The organism is Pinirhizobacter soli (assembly GCF_015905305.1).
Taxonomy (GTDB): Bacteria; Pseudomonadota; Gammaproteobacteria; order Xanthomonadales; family Rhodanobacteraceae; genus Pinirhizobacter; species Pinirhizobacter soli.
On record NZ_JADZLQ010000004.1, the window covers coordinates 319978 to 342664 of the forward strand.

Sequence of the window (22687 nt, forward strand, 5' to 3'; positions counted from 1 at the left end):
GCTTGACGGGGCGGCGGGATTGCTTTTAGATCGTGGCAAATCCCTCCGCCGTGAATATATCCCCATGCGAACGATCCCGCTTGCCGCCGCCCTGGCGATGGTTACGTTTTCCGCGGTGGCAGGCCCCGCGGCCGAGGTGAACCCGCTGATCGGCACGGCCAACGGCGGCAATGTGTTCCCCGGTGCGGTGGTGCCCTTCGGCATGGTGCAGTTCAGTCCCGAGGCCACGCCGCTGCCGGGCTCACGGCACCTGATCGCCGCCCCCGGCGGCTATGAGTACCGTGCCAACCAGGTGCGCGGATTCAGCCTGACCAACGTGGAAGGCTGGGGCTGCGCCGGTGGCTCGGGCGACGTGCCGATCATGCCGGTGACCGTACCGGTAACGAATTCCCCCTCGAGCGATTTTCGCCACACCTACGTCGCGGGATTCAGCCACGCCAACGAGGTGGCGAAAGCCGGCCACTACCAGGTGAAGCTGGACAACGGCGTGGCGGTGGACCTGAGCGCCAGCCTGCACACGGGCGCTGCACGCTTCATCTTCCCCGCAGGCCACGACGCCAGCTTGCTGGTGCGCGCGTCGGATTCGGAAGTGGGATCGGAAGATGCGAAGGTCGAAGTGGACACTGCCCACCGCCGCGTGACCGGCCAGGTCACCAGCGGCAACTTCTGCGGCTATACGCCGGTGAACCAGCGCAGCTACTACACGCTGTACTACGTGATCGAGGCCGACCAGCCCATCGTGGGCACCGGTACCTGGAAGGATGGCAGCGTTACCGCGGGCGGCACATCTTCCAGCGGCGGGACCGGCTATGGCGCAAAGGGTGTTCCCGATGCCGGCAAGGGCTCCGGTGCCTGGATCAGCTTCGATGGCGCGAAAGGCAGCAGCGTAAACCTTCGCATCGGTCTTTCATATGTGAGCACGGCCAACGCGCAGGCCAACCTTGAAGCGGAGAACCCAGCCGGTACATCCTTCGACACCATCGCCGCGCGCGCCATCGCCGCATGGGACGAAAAGCTTGGCCAGGTAGAGGTACAGGGCGGCAGTCCCGACCAGCGCACGGTGTTCTACACGGCGCTGTACCACGCGCTGATGCACCCGAACATCTTCAGCGACGTCAACGGTGAGTACCGTGGCTTCGATGGCACCACGCATAAGGTGCAAGCGCCGCAGAAGGCGCAGTACGCCAATTTCTCCGGTTGGGACGTCTACCGTTCGCAGCTGGCGCTGGTGACCTGGCTCGATCCGAAAACCGGCAGCGACATCGCGCAGAGCCTCTTGAACCAGGCGACGCAAAACCACGGCGTGTGGGACCGCTGGACACATAACAGCGGCGGCGTGCACGTGATGAATGGCGACCCTTCGGCCGCGGCAGTGGCCAGCATCGTGGCCTTCGGCGGCCACGACTTCGACAGGAAGGGCGCGCTGGCCTCGCTGGTGCAGGCTGCCGATCACCCGACGGCACTCGACGCTTCGCACGATGGCTGCGAGGTGGAGTGCGTGGGCCAGCGGCCGGGACTTTCCAGTTGGTTGTCGCTGCACTACATCCCGGTCGGCGCTCCCGCCTGGGGGCCCGCCGCCGATACGCTGGAAGACGTCACCGCGGAGTTCGGCATCAGCCAGCTGGCTGGCCGCCTGGGTGACAAGGCCACGCAGCGGCGCTTCCTGGGCCGCGCGCAGAACTGGCGAAACGTGTTCGACCCGAAGGCCACGCCCTCCGAAGGCTATATCCGCAACCGCAACGCCGATGGCAGCTGGGCGCTGGTGAAAGATGAAGACGACAAACCCGCGCATGCCTTCGACCCCTCCACCGAAGATGGCTTCGTCGAAGGCAGCGCCGCGCAATATGTATGGATGGTGCCCTTCAATGTGCGGGGCCTGTTCCAGGCGATGGGCGGTACGGACAAGGCACGCGCGCGGCTGGATAAATTCTTCTACCAGCCAGATGGCACGTTTGCCGTGACCAAGGCCGGCCCGCTGCATGCCGAGCTCGATAACGAACCCTCGATCGGTACCCCATGGCTGTATGCGTATGCGGGCGCCCCATGGAAAACCCAGGAACTGGTTCGCGAGGTGCTGGACAAGATCTGGGTGAATGCGCCCAACGGCATCCCGGGTAACGACGACCTGGGCGAGATGAGCTCATGGTACGTGTTCGCCGCGATGGGTCTGTACCCGGCTGCACCCGGACGCGCGGAGTTCGTGCTGGGAAGCCCTGAGTTCCAGCACATCGCGATCAAGCGTGCCGATGGCGACGTGGTGATCGACGCGCCGGCGGCCGGCCCAGGCAAACCGTATGTGCAAGGCCTCGCCCTCGATGGCAAAGCCACCTCGCGCCCATGGCTGCCCGAATCGTTCGCGCTGCATGGCGGCAAGCTACGCTTCGACTTAGGTGACACTCCGCAAAAAAAATGGGGCGCCGGCAGCGCCGACGCCCCACCTTCATTCGACGTGCATTAGCCGTTCTTCTTCAGCCACGCATCGACCGCCGGCAGGCGTTCGCTGCGGACCTGGGTGCGGTACTTGATGTTGGCGATCACCGCGTCCGCGCCGCGGCGCGAGGTAGCCGCGATGTACTTCTCGGCGAACGCCTGCACCTTGCCGGGCATCGCCGGATCGAACGACGACGAGCCGATGCCCGGGTAGTAGCGCGCACTGGAGGTGGAGTCGACCAGCTTGTCCACCTGCGCCTTGTGCGCTACCGCAAAGTCGAAGGCCATATCCGGATGGTTGCGGCCGGCTATCGAGATCATCCCTGCGCTATTGGTGGCGCCCGGTTCGTCGGTCAGGGCAAGGTCCAGCGCACGCTGGGCGAGGGCATCGTCCTTCGCGGTGGAAAGCATCGCGTACAGCTCGTCCTTGATCAGCGGCGTGGTTTCGGCCTTGGCCTGGGCATGCAACTTGTCCCAGGTGGCAGCGTTTGCATTGCTGGCGACCACCGAGATGATCGTCTTGCGAAGTTCCGCCGGCATGTCGTTGGCATCGAATCGACGCTGAGCTTCGGCCAGCACGGCCTTGTCGCCCAGTGAACCCAGTGCGCCGATAAGCTGCGGACGCAGGATCTTCACCGGCGCCGGTTCGCCGTCCCGCGGCACCCAGCCCACGCGCTTGAGTTCCGGCGCCAGGCGCGCGGTAGCGAATTTACGGAAGGTCGCCTGACGCGCGGCATCGCCGCGGTAATAACCATCGAGCCCGAGCAGGCCATCGACCACCTCACCCCACACCTGCGGCACGCTGTCGGGGGTGACGGCCTTGGCCAGGTCCATGTAGTTGGCAGGCGTCTCCACGCCGGCCATCGCCATGGCCCAGGTATCGCCCATGATGCCCAGCTGGTCGATCGGCTGCAGGCCTGCGAAGGCGCCGCGCAGGGCCTGGAATTCCTTCGGTGCGTACAGCGTGCGGTAGTAACCGCCCTGCCCCGCGTTGACCACCACCGGGCCGCAGCCGGGGACGGTGATCGTGCCCTTGCCATCGGCCACCAGCGCCGTGGCAACGGCGCCCTTGCCCACCTGGGCGGTGACCGGCACGTGCCACATCAGCGGCTTCTTGTTCGGCTGGTCCTTGCTGAACTCACCCTGCTCCAGTTGTACGGTGGTGTTGCCCCCCGCGCAGGCGGTGGACACGACCTTGATCATCGGCACGCCAGGCTGAAGGGTGAAGTCATGCGCAATGGTGCTGACGGGCTTGCCGGCGGCAGCATCCATTTCGTGCCAGAGGTCGTCGGACACCGTGTTGTTGTAGGAGTGGGCCTTGATGTAGCGGCGCACGCCCTCGCGCCAGGTATCAGCGCCCACATAGCCTTCGAGCATGCGGATCACTGCCTCGCCCTTGGAATAGGTAATCGCGTCGAAGGCCTGGCTTGCCTGCTCCACTGTCTCGATGTGCTGCACGATCGGGTGCGTGGTGGCGGCCGCGTCGCGCGACATGGCCTGTTCGCGGATGTCTACGTTGTCCAGCTCCGTCTGCCATTCCGGGTGGAGCTTGGCGGTGGTGCGGCTGGCCATCCACGAGGCGAAACCCTCGTTCAGCCACAGGTCGTCCCACCAGCGCATGGTCACCAGGTCACCGAACCACTGGTGGGCCATCTCGTGGGCGGCGATGCCGAACACGCCCTGGCGGTCACGCTGGGTGGAGATGCTCGGATCGAGCAGCAGCGCATATTCGAAGGTGTAGATCGCACCCCAGTTTTCCATCGCGCCGAAGAACTGGCTGCTGCCGGGCGAACCGATGTTGTCGAGCTTGGGCAGCGGATAGGGCACGCCGAAGTAGTCGTTGTACTCGGCAAGGACCGCCTTGGACGATTCCAGCGCGAACTGCGCCTGCGCCACGTGGCCCTTCTGCACCACCACGCCGATCTCGGTATCGCCACTCATGGTGGTGGCGCGGTCGAAATCCCCCAAGCCGAAGAACAGCAGGTAGGTGGACATCTTCGGCGAGGTCTTGAACACCACGTGGGTGAGGCCGTTGCCCAGGTCCTTCGAGCTTGCCGCCGGCATGTTGTTCACCGCCATCAGGCCAGTGGGCACGGTCACGTCCAGGTCGAACGTCGCCTTGTAGGCCGGTTCGTCCCACGAAGGGATGAAACGCCGGGCGTCTGAATTCTCGAACTGGGTGTACAGCGCGCGCTTCTTGCCGGCCTTGGTGTCGTAGTCGATGGCGAACAGGCCGTTGGCCTGGGTTCCGATCTTGCCGGCATAGGTCATCGACAGCGTATACGCGCCGGCAGGCACCGGTTTGTCGAAAGTGAAGACGGCCGTCTGCGCCTGGTCGTCCACGCTTACCTTCGCTGTCCACGGCTTGCCGCCCCGGGGGGTGAGCGTGGCGCTGGCGAAGGTCATGTCGATCGCGTTGAGCGTGATCGACCGGGTGGGTTCGAGCACGTCGACGTCCACCGCGACCTTGCCGTCGAAGGCGAGCTTGTCGGCATGCGGGGTGATGGATACGGCGTAATGGCTCGGCCGCACGTTGCGGGGCAGCTGCGTGGTGCCGGTGACGGCCTGGACGCTGGGAGCCGCGGCATCCGCGGCCAGCACGACGGGACTTGCCACTGCGCCGGCCAGGGCCAGGGCGATGGCGGAAACGATGAGACGGCGCATGGAATTCCTTATTATTAGTATGGGGAAGGCTTGGGGGTGTGGCGGCGGACAGACTGCCGGATAGTGCGCCGTCGCTTCAACCGGCAGACACCGCCGAAAGTCATGCCCGAATCGCCTTGACGAAGCGGCGCCGCCTGCGTAGCGTGGCGGCGGAAGTATCAGGGGTTCTCCATGCTTTGCCAGTCTTGCGGCGCCGACGTACCGTCGTCGGCCCGGGTTTGTCCCGCCTGCCATATGCCGGTTTCGATGGCGGACGTACCGCCACTTCCCGTGGGCCGCGGCGTGGAACCACCGCCGTTGCCGGAGGCGCCGGCCTTCGTTTTCCATCCCAAGCGTGATATTGGCCCCGCCTGGACGCTGATAGCAGCCAGCGTGCTGCTGGTCGCGGGCCTGGCCCTGGGGCACTTTGCCTGGAGGGGGAATATCGCCGCGGTGATCGGCATCGCCGTGGCGCCGTCCATGCTGGGGGCGCTCATCGGGGGCCTCGCAGCCGTGGCGGTGAAGGCCCGTTTTCGCGTGGCGTGGCTGGTTGCCTGGACCGTGTTGCTGGCGCTTTGTGCGCTGGGCTGCCTGGGCGGAGCCGGCTTCCCGCCACCTGCCACCGCCATGGCACAAAACGTGCTGTAAGCCTCGCAAGGGCTCCATAGAGAGCCAGTAAACCGACGCCGATAGAAGGGGGCAAGGTGATGCGAGGTGTGGTGAGGTTCTACAACCCAGATCTGCAGGTGGCACTGATCGAGCGAGACAACGGGCTTACGTTGGGCTCGATCGAATCAGGCCATTGCGCGGTGAACGACGTGCTGCTCGGACACTTCCGCGACGAGCGCAGCGGGCGGGTGCGCAACACCAGCACCGACTCGGACGTGCGCTTGCGGGTGGAAGCGGAGGCCATCACGCCCGAGGAAGGCAACGAGCTGGTCACGCTGCTGCGTTGCTGACCTTCATCGCGCCATTACACTGGCGCACATGACGATAAGCCTTCGAAGCCGATGACGGGCGCGTACCGTGCAGGCATGGAGTTGCTGGCGGCGGCGCTCGTGGCCGCCATCGTCTTCGTTTCCGGCGCCTGGGGCGCCTTGGCGCTGTGGTACCACGGCTCGAGGCTCGCGCTGGGCGCCTACCTGATAGCTGTCGTGGCGTGCATTGCCGCCATCGTCCTTTTCGGCCATGCATGGCCCCTCGTCGCCTGGGGGCTGGTGCTCTTGTCGCTGCTGGGTTGGTGGTGGCGCATTGCCCCGTCGAATGATCGCGACTGGGCCGACGACGTTGCCCGCACGCTCACCGGACGCATCGATGGCGACATGGCGCAGCTTTCCCATGTCCGCGACTTCCGCTGGACTTCGGAAGATACCTATCAAGTTCGCTGGGCCAATCCGTCCTACGATCTGTCGCGCCTGCAACACGCCGACGCCATCGTTTCCTATTGGGGGCTGCGCAGCATCGCCCACGCCATGGTGTCCTTCGCCTTCGACGATGGCCGGTACCTGGTGTTCTCGGTGGAGATCCGCAAGAAGCGGGGGCAGGCATTCTCCGCCATCGGCGGCTTCTTCAAGCAATACGAGATGATCCTGATCGCCGCCACGGAGCCGGACATCATCGGCGTGCGTACCAACATGCGCATGGAAGACACCTACCTGCTACCGCTCAATGCCCACGCTGACACGCTGCGCTCGCTGTTCGTGGCCTACGTGGATGCGGCCAACCGCCTGGCGGCGCGGCCTGAGTGGTACAACACCATCACCTCCAACTGCACCACGCTGGTCTACCGCATGGCGCGCCGCCTCAATCCCGGCCTGCCGATGGATATCCGCCTGCTGGCGACGGGCTACCTGCCTGAGTACCTGCGCGATGCCGGTGCCGTGGATGCTCCCGATGGCGTGGAAAAACTTCGCCAGCGCAGCGCGATCAGCGAACGGGCCCGTGCGGCGGGCCTGGACGGCGATTTCTCCGCCGCGATCCGGACCCCCGTGAGTTGATGGCTACACCTGCAACACGGCACGGCGATAGCTCCATTCCGTGGCATCGCCATAGTCCGCGTCACTGAGCGTGCGCAGACTGCTGCCGTGCGCTGCCAGCCGTGCGTCGATCACCCTGGCAACCTCCGGCGAGCATCCAAGCACCGTGCAGTCGATGTCCACCAGCGCCGCCCAGCATTCGGCCGGATCCACCAGGACGCAGTCGGGCGAACCGGACCCGTGCATGGTGCGGGCGAAGGCGCCCCAGTCCGCAGGCACCGTGCGGCACCACGGATCGGCTTCCGTGCCACGCGCATATTCCCCGAGCCACCAATACATATGGGGACTTGCCACGCGCAGGGCGTCCCACAATTCCCGCGGCATGCCGTGCACGCCGTGGCGGTCGCGGAACAATACCGTGCCCCGCCAGCCCGGGAACCGGAACGCCGACGGCGCATCTTCGCTTTCATCGAAATAAGTCGCCCGCACAGACTGCGCGGTGAACGTCATGCAACGGCACCCATGGCATCCCCTTGACCGTGGCCGTCCAGCGGTGACCCTTCAAGAAGGGTCGTCGCTGCCCCGGCGGATCATGCGCCCGGTGGCGATATTCGGCAAGCGGTCAGGCCACGTGCAACGGATGGGCGTCGATCGCGCGCCGAAGCATGCCAATGTCGAAGGGCTTTTCAACCAATGTGCCGCGGAATCCCGGTGGCATGTCGCAGGCACCGGTGGCCGTGGTCAGGATGGTACGGATGCCGCGATGGCGAAGGATGTCCACCGCGGGCCACGCAACCTTGCCCCGGAGGTCGAGGTCTACCAGGGCCAGTTCGCATTGCACCCGCTGGGCAGCATCAACCGCCTGCTCGACCGTGGCCGCCGTGGCGGCCACGTCATAGCCAAGGATATCCAGCGTGTCGATGAGCGCTTCGACCAACAGGAAGTTGTCCTCGATGATCAAGGCGCGCGCCCGCGGCGTCCGCATGGTGATGCCCCACTCCAGGCCAAGGTCGGTGCTGCTTTTCCTGGTTCGAGGGTACAGACACCAACATATATTTTTCTAGCGCACAATGGTTATAAACCGTTATTTATTGACAGAATTTGCGCACAGATTATCGGGTAAACGTTTTCTCGATACGCCGTCGGCGGGCAGAACTCAGTTGTGCGGCAGGGCGCTGTCATCCGGAAGGCGGAAACGCGGGTCGCGGCTTTCGTAAAAATCGTCCGCTGGCATGCCCAGGAACACCCAAAGGTTCATGCCGATCATCACCACGGCCACGCCCAGCGCCATCGGATCGCCCAGTGTCACCCCGGGAGCGGGCGAAATCATCGAGACAACCTGGTCAAGCACGCGCAAGCCGAAGAACACGCAGGCCGAACCCAGTGCATACCAGCGCCAACGCGGGCGTCCCACCAGGGCCACGATGGTGCACACCACCACCGCCAAAGCCAGCAATCCGGTCACCCCCATCACCATCGGGTTGTAATGAACCGGGGGCGGCGCGTCCGGTCCCTTGCCCTTGGGGGCATAGCTGGCCACGGCCAATGCCGCGGTGAGGATGTTCAACCCCAAGATTCCCCACAAGCGCATGGGCCGCGGGACTTTTTCGAAAGGCATGTATTGCCTCATGGTTAAGGACCTAGGTCCATTCTCGGCGATCCAGGTGGGCGCGTCATGGCACGGCGCCGCAATGCGGTCGCAAGATCTTCGGCTCAACCTGCGCAAGCTGATGCCGATACCCGATCAGGGCGCTCATCCTGAAGGCGCCGGCGAACCATTGATGGGCATCGACGACATCCTGCTGATCCTGATCCTGCTGGGCGTGATCCTGGCGGCGGTAGCCACCTATTTCCTTTGGCCAAGAAACGAAGAGGACGCCGCGCCCGAGCCGCTACCTGCCCCAGCCACCGCAGCCGAAACCCAGGCGTTGGGCAGTGCCCAGGCGTTCCGCATGCACCCAGCCGAGGACCGCGGCCGCGGTGGCGACCTGGTGCTGTTATCGGCCGATGGACGAGCCCTGCTAGGCCTGGGCCGGATGGCTACGCTCGGCGAGGAGGCCACGCCGCTGGACGATCCCACCGGCATCGCCCATGCCCACGCCTGCCAACTGGCGATGGACTTGATCGCCCGGTCCATGTCCGTCACGGGCGCCACTATCGAACTCATCTACCATCCGAAAATCCGCGACCTCCTTGCCGAACCCGGCGTGGAACTTGTGAAGGTACGCCCCGGTGACGGCCGCCGGGCTATGCATGGTGCCCTGGACAGCCGGAAATTCAGCGGCTACGGGGTAGCGATCGAGGCCGGCCGGCTGGGCCAGGTGGGCAAGGAACTGGAACAACTCGCGCGCGTGATGGCGGCAGCCAGCCCATCGCAGTCCAAGCACGTGCGGCTGGCCATCGTGTTCGATGCGGTCGAGCGCGCCTGCAGGGTATATCCGTTGTAATTGCACGAAGATTCGATCCGGTGCCAAGCGGGGTATGATCCCGGCGCCGAAGGAGAGCGAAAGTGGAACCCAGCGCAAGCGCTCTATCGTTGATCCTGGACAGCGCCGTGGACACGGCGATCATCGCGCTGGACACGCACGGGCTGGTGCGCCTTTGGAGTGCCGGCGCCCGAAAGCTCCTGGGCTGGACCGCCGATGAGATGACCGGCCAGTCGATCGAACGCATCTTTCCCGAAGACGCCCAGCCTCGCGATCGCCTTGCCGAGGAAATGCACGACGCCAGGGCCCGCGGGCGTGGCGGTCATGAAGGCTGGCGCGTGCGCAAGGATGGTTCGCGTTTCTGGGCCGTGGGCGAAATGACGCCGGTGGCCGGCGTCGGTGCCGGGGACATCGCCTTCGTCAAGGTGCTGCGCGACCGCACCGAACAGATGCTCGCCGAGCAGGCCCTGGAGAACGAACGCCGCGTGCTGGCGGTATTGAACCGTGCCAGTACCGCGCTGGCACGAGAAACCAGCGTCGACGCACTGGTGCAGGCGGTGATCGACGCCGGCGTGGAACTCACCGGTGCGCGTTTCGGTGCCTTCATCTACAACGCGCTGGACGGGCGCAACGGCAACTACCCGCTGCATGCCCTGTCGGGCGTATCCACGGAGATGTTCGCCAGGTTTCCGATGATGCGGAATATCGAGGTGTTCACCTCCACGCCGGAAGGTCCGGGCATCGTGCGCTCGGGCAACATCAAGGCAGACTCCCGCTACAACCAGGACACGTCGGACTCCACCGTGTCCACGAGCCCGTTCGATGTCACCAGTTACCTGGCGGTGCCGGTGGTGGCGCGCGGCGGCCACGTGCGTGGCGGCCTGTTCTTCGGTCATCCAGATACCGACGCGTTCACCGACCGCGCCGAGCACTCGGTGATGGCACTGGCAGCCGAGGCTGCGATCGCCATCGACAATGCCCGTCTGTTCGAGGAAACCCAGCGCCTGAATGCCACGCTCGAACAACAAGTGGCCGAACGCACCGAGCAACTGCACCAGCAGGAAGACGCCCTTCGCCAGGCGCAGAAGATGGAGGCCGTGGGCCAACTCACCGGCGGCATTGCGCACGACTTCAACAACCTCCTGCAGGGCATCGTGGGTAGCCTCGACCTGATCGCCGCGCGGATCGAGCAAGGCCGCACCAACGATCTTTCCCGTTTCATCACCGGCGCCATGACCTCGGCCAATCGTGCCTCGGCGCTCACCCATCGCCTGCTGGCGTTCTCACGCCGGCAACCGCTCAATCCGAAGCCGGTACGGGTAAATCCGCTGGTGATATCGATGGAGGACCTGCTGCGGCGCACGCTGGGCGAGCACATCACCGTCCACCTTGGCCTGGACACCGGGCTGTGGCTCACCTTGTGCGATGAAAACCAGCTGGAAAGCGCCATCCTGAACCTGGTGATCAACGCCCGCGATGCCATGCCCGATGGTGGCGAGCTCACCATCACCACGACCAATTCCACTCTCGTCGCCGGCACGCTGAGCCACGACGTGCTGTCGGGGGACTTCGTCTGCATCGCTGTCACCGATACGGGCGTGGGCATGTCGCCGGCCACCATCGACCGCGCTTTCGAGCCCTTCTACACCACCAAGCCGATGGGCCAGGGCACGGGCCTTGGGCTATCGATGATCTACGGCTTCGTGCGGCAGTCCGAAGGCGTGGCGCGCATCGTGAGCGAATTGGGCCAGGGCAGCAGCATCCGCCTGTACCTGCCGCGCCATCATGACGACGTCCCTGTGGTCGAAAGCCCCTCGGTCGGAAGGCTCAAGCACCACGGGGACAGCGGGAAAGTCGTACTGGTGGTGGAAGACGAGCCGGTGGTACGGGATCTGGTGGTGGAAGTTCTCGATGAACTGGGCTACACCACGCTCGAAGCCGGCGACGGCCAGGCGGGCCTGGACCTGCTGCAATCGCACCAGCGCATCGACCTTCTGATAACCGACATCGGTCTGCCCCTGATCAACGGTCGCCAGATGGCGGACGCGGCGATAGCCACCCGCGCGAACCTCAAAGTATTGTTCATGACCGGTTACGCCGAGAACGCCGCCGCACCGGGGGGCTTCCTCGGACCGAACATGCAGATGATCACCAAGCCATTCGCCTTCGAACGCCTCGCCTCGCGGGTGCGCCAGATGCTGGCCGACTGACCTTCCTTCCCTTGCGGGCCTTCAGGCACCGGCCTTCTTGCGCCCGCGGCCCCGGTGTTTCTTCAGGTTCGCCTGGGAATCGCCGATCATCGCCTGCATCGCGTTACGCGCCACTTCCGGCTGCTTGCGGGCAATCGCCTCCAGCACCTTCTGGTGGTGTGGCAATGAATACTTGAAGTTGCTGGCGTTTCGCGCGGAAAGCACGAAGAACATACCAAGCGCGGTTTCGATCACCGAAAACAGCGACATCAACAGCTCATTGCCGGTGGCGTGCAGCACGGCATCATGGAAGGCGAGGTCGGCCTTGGCCCATTCGTCGAGCGTGGTGGAGGCGTCCATCAGTGCGAAGCCCGCCTCGATCGCCGCCAGTTGCTCGTCGGTACGATGGCGCGCGGCCGCGGCGGCCGCGGCGGGCTCGATGATTTCGCGCATTTCCACCAGCTTGTCGACGAAGTCGTCGGTGGGCATGGATGCACAACGCCAGGCCAGCACGTCGGCATCGAGCTGGTTCCAGTAGCGCTCTTCCAACACGCGTGCACCCACGCCGGCACGCGATTCGATCAGGCCCTTGGCCGACAGCACCTTCAAGGCTTCCCGCAACGCCGTGCGGCTGACCTGCAGGCTGGTGGCGAGAGATTCCTCACGCGGCAATACTTCGCCCGGGCGCACCCGCCCGGAGACAATGCGCTGCCCCAGTTCGTGCATCACGTGTCCATACAGCGTACGGACCGCGTTGGGCTTCCTCATGGTTTCCCCTGCAGGCAAGGCAAGCGAAGAATGTCGCGTGCCGATTGTCATACAAACTGACTATAGGCAGCGCAAAGCGTCCTGCCAAGCGATTTCAGTGTGCATCTGCATCATCCCGGTCTCACAAGTGCATCACGTGTCGTGCGGTGATGTGTCGCCGGGCTTGGGCACAGGCCAAAGTGATTGCGTTCGTGATTCGTGATGCGATGCATCATTAAAAATTCTTTACCATTCGTCATGTTGCGGGATAGTCATACAATATGTTTGACTGATCTTCTCTTTACTGGGGTCGGGGCTCGAACACATGAAGCGATCTGGCTGGTCCCCGTCGTGGTGTCTTGCTGTCCTCGTGCTTGCGGGCCAGGCTACCGCTACGGAAGCGACGCGCGAGTCGTTCGGCAGCATGGCAGATGGCAGCAAGGTCGAAGCCGTGGTGCTGCGCAACAGCCATGGCATGACAGCCCGCGTGATCTCGCTCGGTGCCACCCTGCAGTCGCTCACCGCTCCGGACGCTGCCGGCAAACAGGCCAACATCGTGCTGGGTTACGCCACGCTCGAGGGTTACCAGAAGGCCCCGCAATACTTTGGCGCCACCGTCGGCCGCTACGCCAACCGCATCGCCCGGGGCAAGTTCACCCTGGACGGTCATGAGTATTCGGTGCCGGTGAACGACAAGGTCAATTCGCTGCACGGCGGCACGAAGGGTTTCGACAAGTTGATCTGGACCGTAGCCGACGTCAAGCACGATGCCGCGTCCGCCAGCGTCACCCTGAAAGTGACCAGTCCCGACGGCGACATGGGTTACCCCGGCAAGCTCGACGTCACCGCGACCTACACCCTGGGCGAGGACAACCGCCTCTCCATCGACTACCGTGCGGTCACCGACAAGACGACCATCGTCAACCTGAGCAACCACACCTACTGGAATCTCTCAGGCGAAGGCTCCGGCAGCGTGATGAGTGACCTCATCACCATCGCCGGCGATGCCTATCTTCCGGTGGATGCCGGATCCATTCCCACCGGGAAGATCACGCCCGTGGCCGGAACCGTGTTCGACTTCCGCACGCCCAAGGCGATCGGCCGCGATATTCGCAACGGCCGCGAAGAGCAGCTACTCAATGGCCGGGGTTACGACCACAACTGGGTGATTTCCCGCACCGAGGCCCCCGCGCCGCGCGTGGTGGCCCGCGTGCAGGATCCCGTCTCCGGCCGCGTTCTCACGCTCAAATCCGCACAGCCGGGGCTGCAGTTTTATTCCGGCAATTTCCTCGACGCCACCACGGTGGGCACCAGCGGCAAGGTTTACCGGCAGGGCGATGCCTTCGTGCTGGAACCGCAGCTTTACCCGGACACACCGAACCAGCCGTCCTTCGGCTCGGCGCGCCTGGAACCGGGCCATGAATACCGCAACCTGATCATCTACGAGTTTTCGGTAAAGAAATAATCGAACAAGCCGCGTCATCAACGGGGGCTCCCATGGGCCGCCACGGGATCGGCTTGTCTTCAAAAAAGGAAAATCATGAAACAGTGGTTGTTGATGATCGCGCTGGGCCTGGCCGCGGTACCTGCGAGCTACGCTACGGATGCACCAGCGGCGGGGGCGCGTTGGACGCCGCAACAGGCCAAGGCGTGGTACGGCAAGCAGTCCTGGCCGCTGGGCAGCAACTACATGCCGGCCAACTCGATCAACGAACTGCAGATGTGGCAGGCCGACACGTTCGACGAGGCCACCATCGACAAGGAATTGGGCTGGGCCCAGCAGCTGGGCATGAACACCATGCGCGTGTTCCTGCACGACCTGTTGTGGAAGCAGGATGCCGCGGGCCTGAAGGACCGCATGGATAAGTTCCTGGCCATCGCCAGCCGTCACGGCATCAAGCCGATCTTCGTGCTGTTCGATTCGTGTTGGGACCCGGAGCCGAAGCTCGGGCCGCAGCGGCCGCCCATCCCCGGCGTGCACAACTCCGGCTGGGTGCAGAGCCCAGGCGTGGCCATGACCGACCCGTCGCAATACCCCCGGTTCGAGCAGTACGTGAAGGACGTGGTCGGCCACTTCGCCAACGACAAGCGCATCCTGGCCTGGGACGTGTGGAACGAGCCGGACAACGCCGGCGGTGGCAATTACCAGCAGCGCGAACCGAAGGACAAGTTCAACCACGTGGCCGAACTGCTGCCCCAGGTATTCACCTGGGCTCGCAGCGCCAAGCCCACGCAGCCGCTCACCAGCGGCCTGTGGCACGACGACGACTGGTCCGATGCCTCCAAGCTCAATGCAGTGGAACGCACCCAGCTTGAACAGTCCGACGTGATCAGCTTCCACAACTACGACTGGCCCGAGGTATTCGCCTCGCGCGTGAAGCAGTTGCAAGGCTACGGTCGCCCGCTGATCTGCACCGAATACATGGCGCGCGGCGCCGGCTCCACCATCGACGGCATCCTTCCGCTGGCCAAGAAGCTCGATGTCGGCATGGTGAACTGGGGCTTCGTCGACGGCCTCACGCAAACCAAATTCCCCTGGGATTCCTGGAAGAAGCCTTACACCGACGAGCCGCCGGTGCTGTGGTTCCACGACCTGCTGCATCCCGATGGCACGCCCTACCGCCAGCGCGAAGCCGACATCCTGCGTTCGCTGTCGCACGCTCCCCGCGGCGTGGTGCCGGCCGAAGACCAGCTCTATCCCGTTCCTTCGCACAAATAGTGCAACACAACCCCACGCGAGCATCCCCATGAACCGCGCTCTTCTTCGCTCTACCCTTCTCAGCGGCATGATTGCCGCCGCGCTTGCACCGGCCGCGTACGCCGGTGACCAGCCACCCCCGTCGGATTCCGCCCCGGCGTCATCGTCCACAGCGGCCGTGCCTGCTGCGGCCAGCCCCACGGTGAAAACCCAGGCGCAACGTGAAGCCGAGGCCAGGGCCGGCGCCGTAAACCTCACCGGCGTTACTGTCACCCCGCTACGCGACAGCCTGCAGGGCGCCCAGGCGATCAAGCAGAACGCGAAGATGGTGGTGGATTCCATCGTGGCCGAGGACATCGGCAAGCTGCCCGACAACAGCGTGGCAGATGCGTTGCAGCGCGTGACCGGCGTGCAGGTGGCCCAGGGTTTCCAGGGCGAAACAACCTCGGTAGTGATCCGCGGGTTGCCTAACGCCGTGACCACGCTCAATGGCAGGGAATTGTTTAGCTCCGGTGGTCGCCAGTTCTCATTCCAGGACCTTCCCGCCACGGCGGTCAGTGGCCTTGATGTCTACAAGTCGACCGACGCCACGATGGTCACCGGCGGCATCGCCGGTACCGTGGATATCCGCACCTTCCGTCCGTTCGATTTCGACGGCCTGAAGGTATCGGCCACCGCCAACGAGACCAACCAGAAGTACGGTGCGCATACCGACCCGTCGGCGAGCTTCCTGATCAGCGACCGCTGGAAGACCGACGCAGGTGAATTCGGCGCCCTGCTGAACACCGGCATCAACACCAGCCACTACGACTACAACGTGGCATACGTGGATTCGAACCTCACCCGCGTGCTCACCGATGGCACCACCAATCCGGTACGCGATGCCAACGGCAACCTGCTGGTGGCCAACAATCAGTACGGCGCGAACTACAACATCGGCTATCGCAAGCGCCCCGAAGCCAACTACGCCCTGCAGTGGAAGCCCAACGACAACACCGAGATATACCTGGAAGGCCTGTATACCTGGATCTCCGATCGCTACAACCAGCCGTACTATTTCTCCGGCCCGCAGAACGTGGTGGCACCTTCGCAGTTCACCGCCAGCAACCACTGCTTCCCGATCGGCACGGCGGATTCGCCTTATGCCGGCCAGAACATCTGCCCGCTAACCAGCGCACAGTTCACCGGCAACTACTACGCCGCCACCAGCACCCAGGCGCACGAGGACTGGGGCCACAACATCCAGAACTCGCTGGGCATCAAATGGCACGGCGACAGCGTGAACCTTTCCTCCGACGTCACGCGCAACTCCGCCGACTACCAGAACCAGCGCTTCGTCATCGATACCTACCTCGATGCCAAGACGCAGCCCTTGACCACCTACTACAACTACCCCAACACCTGGGGCCTGGTGGGCAACCCGCAGCTGAACCCGGCCAACTATTTCCTCAACGGCCTGTACCAGCAGTGGAACAACAACCGGGCCACGCAGACGGCTTACCGTTTCGACGGCGACTGGGCGTTCGACGCCGGCATCTTCAACTCGCTCGACTTCGGCGCGCGCTATGCCAATACCACCGCCAAGGCCACCGGTGCGCAGTTCGACCAGGCGCCGCCGGGCGGCGCATACCTGGCCGATGGTTCACCGAACCCCCAGAACAACGTGCTGGGCCAGTTTGGTTCGTCCTACTTCTGCAACGTGCCGCGCACTGGCACGGTGCCGGGCAGCGCACTCACCGGCTGCTACAACTACCTGATCGACAACAAGGACGCGCTGCGCCAGTACTACGGGCTGGCACCGGGTCACCTGGCGGCGCAGCAGGGCCAGTTCTTCGACATCAACGAGAAGACGTATTCGGTCTACGCCCAGCTCAACTACGGCGGCCAGATCGGCGACATGCCTTTCGACGGCGTGATCGGGACGCGCTTTGAGAAGACCAACCGCGACCTCAATGCCTTCACCTACGACAGCGTCGCAGCGTTGTACTCGCCGATCGGCCTGTCCACCAGCCAGAAGAACGCGCTGCCGAATGCCACCTTCAACCTGCATTTCCGCGACGACCTGCAGATGCGGCTTTCCGCCGGCAAGACCCTGCAATACCCGGACTTCACCCAGCTGAACCCATCGCTGTCGCTTAGCCCGCCCACGGCCAACACCATCGCCACGGGCTCTGGCGGCAACGCGAACCTGAAACCCACCAAGAGCACCAGCTACGACGCCACGCTTGAGTGGTACTTCAGCCCGGTGGGCTCGCTCACCGGCGGCGTGTTCTACCACGACATCACCGGCTATATCGAAAACTATACCTTCCAGCAGGAAATCGGCGGTATCAATTACCTGTTGTCGGGCCCGCAGAGCTCAGGCTCCGGCCACCTGGAAGGCGCCGAACTCGCCTACCAGCAGTTCTTCGACTTCCTGCCCGGCGCGTGGAGTGGCCTGGGCGTGCAGGTGAACTACACCTACATCGACAGCTCGCTGAGCACTCCGTCGATGACTGGCGACGGCTTCATCAAGACATCGTTCCAGAACGTGTCGAAGAACAACGGCAACGTGGCGTTGATGTACGAGAAGTACGGGTTCTCCGCGCGCGTTGCCTACAACTACCGCAGCAAGTTCCCCGAATTCTTCCTGGCGGCATCGGGCGTGATCGGCAACAACGCGCAGATGTACGACAAGCCGGCGAACCAGGTGGATCTGTCGGTGAGCTACGACATCAGCAAGAACTTCACCGTGGTGTTGAACGCCACGAACCTCTTCGGCGCCAACTTCCATTCCTACGCGGGCAAGGGAACAACGATGCCGCAGGACTACCGTTACCAGGATCGCTCGGTGGGTGCAGGTGTTCGTTTCAAGCTGTAACACGGGCAAACGGCGCAGCCTGCTTGTGGCAGGCGCGCTCGTGCTTGCGCCGCTCGCGCATGCCGGCTCGTTCACCAACCCGGTGTTCAAGGGGCAGGATCCCTACATCGAGGTCGTGGACGGCACGTATGTCTACAGCTCTTCGGGCTGCGGCATCGCCGACATATGCGTGAAGCAGTCGCGCTCCCTGACGGGGCTGGCCAAGGCGCCGTGGCAGGCTGTGTGGAAGCATGGTCCCGGCGGCACGGCGAACTCCAGGGAAGTCTGGGCGCCGGAGTTGCACTTTGTCGACGGCCGCTGGTACGCGTACTACGCCGCCGACGATGGCAACAACGACCATCACCGCCTCTTCGTGCTTGAAGCGGACAAGCCCGGCAAGGCCATTGGCGCCTTCCACGAGGCCGACACCGGCCTGCCCCATGGCCAGGTGAAACTGTCCGACGATCATTGGGGCATCGACCCCAACGTGTTCACCGCCGCCGACGGCAAGCTTTACCTCACCTGGTCCTGCACCAACCAGGCTGATAGCGCCTTTCCGCAGCGTATATGCCTGACGCGCCTGCGGGATCCGGTGACGGTGGATGGGCCAACGGTGTATCTGTCCACGCCCACCGAACCCTGGGAGACGCGCGACAAACCGATCCAGGAAGGGCCGGTGGGTTATACGCGCAACGGCCGTACGTACATCACCTATTCCGGTAGTGCCAGCTGGATTCCCAACGACTACGCGGTGGGATTGCTGTCGCTCAAACCCGATAGCGATCCGCGCGATGCCGCATCGTGGGTGAAGTCCGGCCCGATCTTCGATCACCACGGCACCGTCTACGGACCGGGCTCGGTGGTGTTCGTGCCCTCACCCGACGGCAAATCGTATTGGAACGTGTACCACGCCATCGAACGCCTCGACTGCAAACCCAACGCCTACGCCTGCCGTGACATCCGGATGCAGCCGATGCACTTCGACGCGAGCGGTGCGCCCGTGCTGGGCGTGCCGGTAAACGCCGGCGTTCCCGTCGACCTGCCTTCCGAACAGGCACAGGAAGGTCGCGAGGTGGCGGTTGGCACCCACCTGGCACCGGGTACCGGCTACGTTTCGGTGGCACGTTTCGACGATGCACCAGCCAGGGACTTAAAGCACCTGCTGATGGTGTTCGAACAGGAAGGCATGGGTGGTATTCCCCTATGGGAGAGCCGCGACGGCGGCGACCACTGGACGCACTTGTTGGACATCACCGACCAGGCCCACAAGGGCGACGCAAAGTGGCAGCTGCGCTGGCAACCCCACCTGATGCGCATGCAGCGGGCCAGCGGCGGCCTTGCCGCCGGCACGCTGATCCTTTCGGCCAATGCCACCGGCAACGACGGGCACGATCACGTGGCCACGCAAGACCTCCAGGTCTATGCGTCCACCGACGAAGGCAAAACCTGGGCTTACCGCGGCTCGGTGATCAAGGGCGGCGGCAAACCGTCGGACAAGGACAACAAGGGCGTGTGGGAAACCAACATCCACGTGCTCGATGACGGGCGCATGGTGGCCTATTACTCGTCCGAACAGCACAAGGCCGAGGGGTACAACCAGGTATTGGCACACAAGCTGTCCACCGACGGCGGCAAGACCTGGGGCAAGGAAGTGCTGGACGTGGCCATCCCCGGTGGCGTGGAGCGCCCGGGCATGGCCATCGTCGAGCGCCTGGGCGACGGCCGCTACGCGATGACCTACGAGAACATCGACGGCCCGCAGAATGGCCAGGTGCAGATCAAGTTCAGCCGTGACGGCCTGGACTTCGGCGACCCGCAACGCCATGGCGATCCGGTGATCACGCAATCGGGCGCATGGCCGGCGACGTGCCCGGTGATCCGCTGGTTCCCGGTGGGTGGCCCGGAAGGCGTGATCGTGGTCCTGGCCGAACGCGCCGGCGGTGGCGGCGACGAAGGCGGCCGCTCTCTCTACTTCAACAACGCCTCCGGCCGCGGCCCATGGTGGGAAGTGCGCGCACCGGTGCAGAAACTCACCGGCAATATCCACGCCGGCTGGACCCAAGCCTTGCTCCAGCGTGACGACGGCAGCTTCCTGCATGTCACCTCGTCGTCCTCGCCGCAGGATCCGACGTCGCCGAAGTCCAACGAGATCCTCTACAACGCAGCGCCGCTTCGCTTCGACCGTTACGAGGCGGAGGACGCCGCCATGACCGGCGCGGTACCGGTCCCCGACCGCAACGCGTCGAACCAGCGCAAGGCACGCCTGGGTGCAGGCTCGCAGGCCCGGCTGCGCTTCCAGATCAACAGCACGGCGGCCTTGCATACGCTGCGGCTGCGTTTTGCCGATGTCGGTATCGCCGCCACACCGGTGCTGCGGGTGAATGGCGCGGTGCAACTCTCAATCACCAGCCCGGCGCACGAACCGGGCTGGAACGTGCTGACGGTGAAGGCACCGCTGCTGGCCGGGTTCAACACCATCGATGTCGATGGCGCAGCCTATGTACAGGATATCGACTACCTGCAGGTGGATGGCGATGACACGCCTTGATTTAAAGAAGCGCAGCTTCACGCTGGCATGGGCGTTAGCCCTGGCCGTCCCCGCCCTGGCGCAAGCAGGCAACCCCCTGTTGCCGTCGGGGGCGGATCCCTGGGTAACGCAGAAGGATGGCTTCTACTACTACACCAACACGCTCGGCGACCGCATCGACCTGTGGAAGACCACCGACATGCGCAAGCTCGGCGATGCGGCGCGCGTCACGGTATGGCGTGCGCCCGACTCGGGACCTCATTCGTTCTCGATCTGGGCACCTGAGCTGCACTTCCTGGATGGAAAGTGGTACCTCTACTACAGCGCATCCGAACGGGGCCATGACGACGACGCCCATCGCCATGTCTTCGTGCTGGAGAACTCATCAAGCGATCCCACCACTGGCGCGTGGGTCGACAAGGGCATGCTCAGGACCGGTTACAACGGCATCGACGGCACCGTCTTCGATCACGGCGGCAAGCGCTACTTCGTGTACTCCGCCTATGTGGGCGATCACAGCGACCTGGTGATCGCGCCGATGACCAACCCTTGGACCCTGTCGGACAAACAGGTGGACATCGCCGCGCCCACCTTCGAATGGGAAATGCAGGGCGGGAGGAAAATCCTCGAAGGGCCCGAGTTCCTTGCCGGCCCCAAGGGGAAGGTTTTCCTGACCTACTCCGCCAGCGCCTGCTGGTCCGACGGCTACTCGCTGGGCCTGCTCACTGCCGATGCAAGGGCCGATCTCACTGATCCCGCTTCGTGGAAGAAATCCCCGGCACCGGTATTCGCCAGCGCCAATGGCGTGTATGCGCCAGGGCACAACGGCTTCTTCCAGACACCCGACGGCCGCCACTGGCTGATCTATCACGCCAATGGCGGCCCCGACTGGAAGTGCACGAAGCGTCGCGCGCCGCGCATCCAGCCGTTCGATTTCGCACCCGACGGCACGCCGCATTTCGGCGCACCGGTGCCCGACACGACGAACTAGAGGGCGGGATTGAACAGCGTGTTGATCCCTCTCTTGCGGGCGGGGCCTGCGAACAACGGCGCGAATGCCGCGCGGCGATCCCACGCCAGCACCAGGTAGACGGCCAGCACGATCCAGTGGATGCCGAAGGCCTCGCGTTCGGATACCGCGTGGTAGCCGAAGATCGCAACCACGGGTGCTGCCAGCAACAACAGGGCGAACGGCACCCAGCGATTGACCAGCAACAGCAGCCCGGCCACCATGAAGATCACGCCGAGCACCGGTATGACGAAACCGCTCGCGCCAAGGCCCTGCAGGAACGTTCGCGCCGCCTCGGCCACCGGTGCCGGCGGCTGCCAGACGTGCGCGAAATGATTGAAGCCGGAGAAGGCAAACAGCGCACCGAACAGCGTGCGAAGGACATGGATCGTCCAACGGTAGGTGGTCGACATGGCAGGAACCTGAAAAGGTATGAGCCGATCATTTTCCTGCCGAAGCAATCGGACGGCCATTCCGCTTCCGCACTAGGCCTTCGGACAGGCGCATTGCCACGATCCAATAGACTTTCTACCCTTGAGCTCGCCTGCAACGGAGACTAGTTTTTCGTCAATGACCGACCCCGTGCCCCCGCTCGTCCACCGCAAGAAGCCCCTGCAGGCACGCTCGGCCATCACTGTGGCCGCGATCGGCGAAGCGGCTATCGAAGTACTCCTGGCCGAAGGGATCGAACGCACCACGACCACCCGGGTGGCGGCGCGTGCCGGGGTGTCGGTGGGAAGCCTCTACCAATATTTTCCGGACAAGCACTCGCTGCTGGCCGCGGTGCTCGCCCAACACCTGACCCACGTAGCGATGGCGGTGGAACGCTCGTGCACCGAGCACCGTGGCGGCAAGGTGGACGACATGGCCCAGGCGTTGGTTCATGCTTATGTCGGCGCCAAGCTCGAACATGCCCGCGCTTCGCAGGCGCTGTACGCGATTGCCGCCGAGCACGGCGGCGCCGAACGGGTGGAAATGGCCCGCGAACGCATGCTGGCCGCGGTATCGGGCATGCTGGCCACCGCTGGGGATCGCGACTTCACCGACCCATCCCGGCACGCGGCCATTCTGCTGGGCGCCATCGCCGGACCGGTGCGCAATCTCCTTGAGAGCAACCGGCATGTCATGCCGGGCGATGACCTCAAGGAGGAATTGGTGACGCTGGCGCGCGCCTATCTGCTGGCTGCATCCACGCCCTGCTGA

General features: G+C 64.3%; 18 protein-coding genes. 12 read left to right on the forward strand and 6 right to left on the reverse strand.

All coding sequences use genetic code 11. The features are described from left to right. Positions 1–64: 64 nt before the first annotated feature. Positions 65–2458, forward strand: coding sequence for a GH92 family glycosyl hydrolase (locus NDK18_RS18180; protein ID WP_250628581.1), 2394 nt, complete (start codon positions 65–67; stop codon positions 2456–2458). Here NDK18_RS18180 and NDK18_RS18185 read toward each other — a convergent pair. Beyond that, positions 2455–5094 (reverse strand): M1 family metallopeptidase, encoded by a 2640-nt coding sequence (locus tag NDK18_RS18185; RefSeq protein ID WP_250628582.1) that lies wholly within the window; start codon positions 5092–5094, stop codon positions 2455–2457. The genes NDK18_RS18180 and NDK18_RS18185 overlap by 4 nt on opposite strands. Before the next feature lie 246 nt (positions 5095–5340). Here NDK18_RS18185 and NDK18_RS18190 point away from each other — a divergent pair, with 246 nt between their 5' ends. Genes NDK18_RS18190 through NDK18_RS18200 form a run of 3 tightly spaced genes read left to right on the forward strand, consistent with a single transcriptional unit; the run spans position 5341 to position 7070 of the window. Beyond that, positions 5341–5721 carry a hypothetical protein gene (locus NDK18_RS18190; protein WP_250624290.1) on the forward strand — a complete coding sequence of 127 codons (381 nt, stop codon included), beginning with the start codon at positions 5341–5343 and terminating at the stop codon, positions 5719–5721. 59 nt (positions 5722–5780) lie between these two features. Continuing rightward, positions 5781–6032 (forward strand): hypothetical protein, encoded by a 252-nt coding sequence (locus NDK18_RS18195; RefSeq protein WP_250628583.1) that lies wholly within the window; start codon positions 5781–5783, stop codon positions 6030–6032. A 51-nt stretch (positions 6033–6083) separates the two neighbouring features. After that, on the forward strand, positions 6084–7070 hold the full coding sequence (locus NDK18_RS18200) for an Lnb N-terminal periplasmic domain-containing protein (RefSeq protein WP_250628584.1): 987 nt from the start codon (positions 6084–6086) through the stop codon (positions 7068–7070). 3 nt (positions 7071–7073) lie between these two features. Here NDK18_RS18200 and NDK18_RS18205 read toward each other — a convergent pair whose 3' ends face one another. The 3 genes from NDK18_RS18205 to NDK18_RS18215 all read right to left on the reverse strand — a co-directional run bounded on the left by NDK18_RS18205 (position 7074) and on the right by NDK18_RS18215 (position 8616). Then, positions 7074–7559, reverse strand: a complete 486-nt coding sequence (locus tag NDK18_RS18205; RefSeq protein WP_250628585.1) for a hypothetical protein — start codon at positions 7557–7559, stop codon at positions 7074–7076. 112 nt (positions 7560–7671) lie between these two features. Beyond that, complete coding sequence (locus NDK18_RS18210; protein ID WP_250624294.1) at positions 7672–8034, reverse strand: response regulator; 363 nt, start codon at positions 8032–8034, stop codon at positions 7672–7674. 171 nt (positions 8035–8205) lie between these two features. Then, a complete protein-coding gene (locus NDK18_RS18215) occupies positions 8206–8616 on the reverse strand; it encodes a hypothetical protein (RefSeq protein WP_250628586.1) in 411 nt (136 codons plus the stop codon). A 61-nt stretch (positions 8617–8677) separates the two neighbouring features. On the opposite strand from NDK18_RS18215, the gene NDK18_RS18220 reads away from it, so the two are divergent. Beyond that, positions 8678–9496, forward strand: coding sequence for a hypothetical protein (locus tag NDK18_RS18220; protein WP_250628587.1), 819 nt, complete (start codon positions 8678–8680; stop codon positions 9494–9496). 62 nt (positions 9497–9558) lie between these two features. Next, positions 9559–11685, forward strand: a complete 2127-nt coding sequence (locus NDK18_RS18225; RefSeq protein WP_250628588.1) for an ATP-binding protein — start codon at positions 9559–9561, stop codon at positions 11683–11685. 21 nt (positions 11686–11706) lie between these two features. Here NDK18_RS18225 and NDK18_RS18230 read toward each other — a convergent pair whose 3' ends face one another. After that, positions 11707–12432 carry a FadR/GntR family transcriptional regulator gene (locus NDK18_RS18230; RefSeq protein ID WP_250624298.1) on the reverse strand — a complete coding sequence of 242 codons (726 nt, stop codon included), beginning with the start codon at positions 12430–12432 and terminating at the stop codon, positions 11707–11709. A gap of 304 nt (positions 12433–12736) precedes the next feature. On the opposite strand from NDK18_RS18230, the gene NDK18_RS18235 reads away from it, so the two are divergent. From NDK18_RS18235 to NDK18_RS18255, 5 genes are all read left to right on the forward strand, one after another. Beyond that, positions 12737–13876: an aldose epimerase family protein gene (locus NDK18_RS18235; RefSeq protein WP_250624299.1), complete on the forward strand. Its 1140-nt coding sequence runs from the start codon at positions 12737–12739 to the stop codon at positions 13874–13876. Positions 13877–13951: 75 nt separating this feature from the next. Next, positions 13952–15130 carry an endo-1,4-beta-xylanase gene (locus tag NDK18_RS18240; RefSeq protein ID WP_250628589.1) on the forward strand — a complete coding sequence of 393 codons (1179 nt, stop codon included), beginning with the start codon at positions 13952–13954 and terminating at the stop codon, positions 15128–15130. Between the two features lie 28 nt (positions 15131–15158). Next, a complete protein-coding gene (locus tag NDK18_RS18245) occupies positions 15159–17969 on the forward strand; it encodes a TonB-dependent receptor (RefSeq protein WP_250624301.1) in 2811 nt (936 codons plus the stop codon). Positions 17970–18009: 40 nt separating this feature from the next. Beyond that, a complete protein-coding gene (locus tag NDK18_RS18250) occupies positions 18010–20496 on the forward strand; it encodes a family 43 glycosylhydrolase (protein WP_250628590.1) in 2487 nt (828 codons plus the stop codon). Further along, the gene (locus NDK18_RS18255) at positions 20483–21466 is read left to right on the forward strand and encodes a glycoside hydrolase family 43 protein (protein WP_250628591.1); all 984 of its coding nucleotides are present in this window, start codon (positions 20483–20485) and stop codon (positions 21464–21466) included. Before NDK18_RS18250 ends, NDK18_RS18255 begins: the two co-directional genes overlap by 14 nt. Here the strand turns inward: NDK18_RS18255 and NDK18_RS18260 are convergent. Then, positions 21463–21897: a hypothetical protein gene (locus NDK18_RS18260; RefSeq protein ID WP_250628592.1), complete on the reverse strand. Its 435-nt coding sequence runs from the start codon at positions 21895–21897 to the stop codon at positions 21463–21465. The genes NDK18_RS18255 and NDK18_RS18260 overlap by 4 nt on opposite strands. A 169-nt stretch (positions 21898–22066) precedes the next feature. On the opposite strand from NDK18_RS18260, the gene NDK18_RS18265 reads away from it, so the two are divergent. Continuing rightward, positions 22067–22687, forward strand: a complete 621-nt coding sequence (locus NDK18_RS18265; protein ID WP_250628593.1) for a TetR/AcrR family transcriptional regulator — start codon at positions 22067–22069, stop codon at positions 22685–22687.